At 66.5% G+C, this 3,637-nt stretch carries 4 protein-coding genes; 2 read left to right on the forward strand and 2 right to left on the reverse strand.

Translation table 11 applies throughout. The features are described from left to right. Positions 1-31: 31 nt before the first annotated feature. Positions 32-1,270, reverse strand: coding sequence for an aspartate kinase (locus tag ACIPIA_RS12195; RefSeq protein ID WP_400509849.1), 1,239 nt, complete (start codon positions 1,268-1,270; stop codon positions 32-34). A gap of 144 nt (positions 1,271-1,414) precedes the next feature. Here ACIPIA_RS12195 and ubiG point away from each other — a divergent pair, with 144 nt between their 5' ends. Beyond that, positions 1,415-2,176 carry a bifunctional 2-polyprenyl-6-hydroxyphenol methylase/3-demethylubiquinol 3-O-methyltransferase UbiG gene (gene ubiG / locus ACIPIA_RS12200; RefSeq protein WP_400509851.1) on the forward strand — a complete coding sequence of 254 codons (762 nt, stop codon included), beginning with the start codon at positions 1,415-1,417 and terminating at the stop codon, positions 2,174-2,176. A 14-nt stretch (positions 2,177-2,190) separates the two neighbouring features. Here the strand turns inward: ubiG and ACIPIA_RS12205 are convergent, their stop codons facing one another. Continuing rightward, positions 2,191-2,646, reverse strand: a complete 456-nt coding sequence (locus ACIPIA_RS12205) for a MarR family winged helix-turn-helix transcriptional regulator (RefSeq protein ID WP_400509854.1) — start codon at positions 2,644-2,646, stop codon at positions 2,191-2,193. 70 nt (positions 2,647-2,716) lie between these two features. Between ACIPIA_RS12205 and ACIPIA_RS12210 the strand changes: the two genes are divergently transcribed. Then, the coding region (locus tag ACIPIA_RS12210) for a PLP-dependent cysteine synthase family protein (RefSeq protein WP_400509856.1) at positions 2,717-3,637 on the forward strand (921 nt) is incomplete at its 3' end.

The following is a 3,637-nucleotide window of genomic DNA, read 5'->3' on the forward strand; positions in this document are numbered from 1 at the left end:
GATGCCTGGATTGTCCGCGTTCGATCGCGATTCAGGCGGAGTCGAGGCCGTAGAGCGAATGCAGCGTGCGGACCGCGAGCTCGGTATAGGCGGCGTCGATCAGCACCGAGAACTTGATCTCGGACGTCGTGATGGCCCGGATGTTGATACCTTTCTCGGCCAGTGCCCGGAAGGCACGCGCCGCGACACCGGCGTGCGAGCGCATGCCGACGCCGATCGCCGAGATCTTCACCACGTCCGTCGCGCCCTGGATTTCCTGATAGGCGATGACGTCGTGCTTGCTCTCGAGCAGCGTCTTGGCGCGCTCGTAATCGGCCGTCGGCACGGTGAAGGTGATGTCCGTCGTCGCCTGGTCGTCCGAGACCACTTGGATGATCATGTCGACATTGATGTTGGCATCGGCGAGGGGGCCGAAGATCGCCGCGGCGACGCCGGGCTTGTCGGCCACGCGCCGGAGCGTGATCTGGGCTTCGTCCCGGGAGAAGGCGATGCCGGTGACGATCTGCTGTTCCACGATGTCGTCCTCGTCGCAGATGAGGGTGCCAGGATTGGGATTTTCGGGGTCGTCGAAGGAGGAGCGCACATAGGTCGGCACGCGATGGACCATCGCGATCTCGACCGAGCGCACTTGCAGCACCTTCGAACCGAGCGAGGCCATTTCGAGCATTTCCTCGAAGGAGACCTTGTTCATGCGCTTCGCCTTCGGGACGATGCGGGGATCGGTGGTGTAGACGCCGTCGACATCGGTATAGATGTCGCAGCGATCGGCCTTGAGCCCGGCCGCCAACGCAACCGCGCTGGTATCGGAGCCGCCGCGGCCGAGGGTGACGATGCGATGCGTCCGCGGATTGACGCCCTGGAAGCCGGAGCACACGGCGATCTCGCGGTTGCGATCGAAGCCGGCGACGATGCCGGCGCCGTCGACGCCTTCGATGCGGGCCGAGCCATGCGCGTCGGAGCCGTAGAGCGGGATCTGCCAGCCCTGCCATGAGCGCGCCGGCAACCCCATTTCCTGCAGCGCGATCGCCATCAGGCCCGAGGTCACCTGCTCGCCGGAAGCGACGACGGTGTCGTATTCGGCGTGGTCGTAGAGCGGCGAGGCTTCCTTGCACCAGGCGACGAGTTCGTTGGTCTTGCCCGACATCGCGGAGACGACGACCGCGACCTGGTTCCCGGCGTCGAACTCGCGTTTGACGTGGCGGGCCGCGTTCTTGATGCGCTCGACAGTGGCGACGGAGGTGCCACCGAATTTCATCACCAGACGGGCCATGGCGGTCTTTTCGGCTCTCGATAGCTGTCCCCGGCTGGGAAAGCCGGGTCGAAACGTCGCCCTCGCACTGGCGGCGGGGCGGGTGTAGATGACGATCGGCAGGCGCGGTGTCAATGCGGCATCGCATAAACGAAGGACGGGTTCATGGCGGCAGCGGCTGAGCGTACGGGATCGACGATCGATCCGGCCGAAGTCGCGCGCTTCGACGCGATCGCGCGCGACTGGTGGGATCCGAGGGGGCCGATGGCCGTCCTGCACAAGTTCAACCCGGTGCGCCTAGCCTTCGTGCGTGACGAGGCCTGCGCGCATTTCGGACGCGATGCGAAGCGGATGCGCGCACTCGAAGGTCTGACGCTGGTCGATATCGGCTGCGGCGGCGGCGTTCTGTCCGAACCATTGTCTCGCCTTGGTGCGGAGGTGACGGGGCTCGACCCGGCGCCGACCAACATCGCCGTCGCACGTGCCCATGCCGAGAAGGGCGGCCTTGCCATCGACTATCGCGAGGAGACGATCGAGGCGGTCGTAGGCTCCGGCAAGCGCTTCGACATCGTGCTGGCGATGGAGGTCGTCGAGCACGTCGCAGATGTCGAGGCCTTCATCGCGGCCTGTTGTGCAGCGGTGAAGCCCGACGGCCTGCTCATCATGGCGACGATCAACCGCACGCTGAAATCCTATGCGCTCGCCATCGTCGGCGCCGAATACGTGCTGCGCTGGCTGCCGAGGGGAACGCATGACTGGGCGAAGTTCGTGACGCCGGCCGAGCTAGGCGGCGGCATCGAAGGCAACGGCTTCACGCTGGGGACGCAGACGGGCGTGGTCTTCAATCCGCTCACCGGCCGTTGGAGTGCGGCCGCCGACATGGACGTGAACTACATGCTTGCCGCCAGCCGCAGCGGCGGGGTCTGACGCTGCATCGGCCTTCACGCTTCCGGCGCAACCAGCGCGGCGCTGGCCGCTGCAAACTTCTGCAGCAGGTCGGCCGGCAGCGTCTCCGCCACGCGCGTCTGCGCTGCCTGCCAGGCCGGCAGCGCAGCCTGGAGCCGCCTGACGCCTTCCTCCGTCAACCAGACGGCACGGCGGCGCAGATCCTTTTCGACGGCAGCGATCTCGACCAGCCCGTCGCGCTCCAAACCGCGCAGATTGCGTGAAAGCGTCGAGGGATCGAGCCCGGCCTGCTCGGCGAGCGCCGCCATCCGGTCGTCTTCATTCGTCGCGATCACGGCCATGAGCGCGAGCTGGGCCACGCTCAGCCCGCTGTGCTTCAGCATCTCGTCGTAGATCTGGGTCACCCGCCGGGCCGCCTGCCGGATGGTCAACCCCGCACATCGCGCGGCGAGCCGGTGCACTTCGTCCCGCAATCCGTCTCGTGCGCTCATGATGTCCAATTTACATGCATCTACAATAATTGCATATACATCTAATTAGTCACCCGCCGTGAGAGTTCCAATGCCAGCTTTGCCCGCCGATATTCTGAGCCGCATCGGCGGCACCACCCTGCTGCCGCTGCGCCGCATCACCCCGCCGAACGGCGCGCGCATCCTGCTGATGCTCGAAAGCGAGAATCCGACCGGCTCCATGAAGGACCGCATGGCGCTTGCCATGATCGAGGCGGCCGAGGCTGACGGACGGCTGCGGCCCGGCGGCAGTGTCGTCGAGTACACTGGCGGCAGCACTGGCGTTTCGCTCGCGCAGGTTTGCGCTGTGAAAGGCTACCCGCTGCATATCGTCACGTCCGACGCTTTCGCGGGCGAAAAGCTCACGCATATGCGGTTGCTCGGCGCCGAGATGACGATCATCCCGAGTGAATCCGGCCGCATGACCGAGAAGCTGACCCGGGACATGATCGAGGCGGCGCGCGTCATCGCGGCCGGGACCGGCGCGTACTGGACGGACCAGATGCGCAATACCGACCAGCTCGCAGCTTATGACAGGCTTGCCGCCGAGATCTGGGATCAGACCGGAGGCCGGCTCGACGGCTTCGTCCAGAGCGTCGGCACGGCGGCTTCGCTGCGCGGGACGGGGCAGGCGCTCCGCCGTCTGGCGCCATCGGTCGCACTCGTCGCGGTCGAGCCGGCCGAATCGGCGGTGCTGTCGGGCGGTCCGACCGGCGCCCACAAGATCGACGGCGTCGGCGCGGGCTATGTCGTGCCGCTCTGGCGGGCCGATCTCGTCGATGCGATCGAGCCGGTCTCCACGGAGGAGGCGAGGGCGATGGCGCTGCGATTGGCGCAGGAGGAAGGCTTGTTCGCAGGAACCTCCACCGGTGGCAACGTCGTCGCGGCGCTGCGCCTCGCCGAGCGGCTCGGACCGGATGCGACGATCGTCTCCGTCCTCTGCGATACCGGCATGAAGTATCTGAACAGCTTC

Source organism: Allobosea sp. CER48 (assembly GCF_044752385.1).
Classification (GTDB): Bacteria; Pseudomonadota; Alphaproteobacteria; order Rhizobiales; family Beijerinckiaceae; genus Allobosea.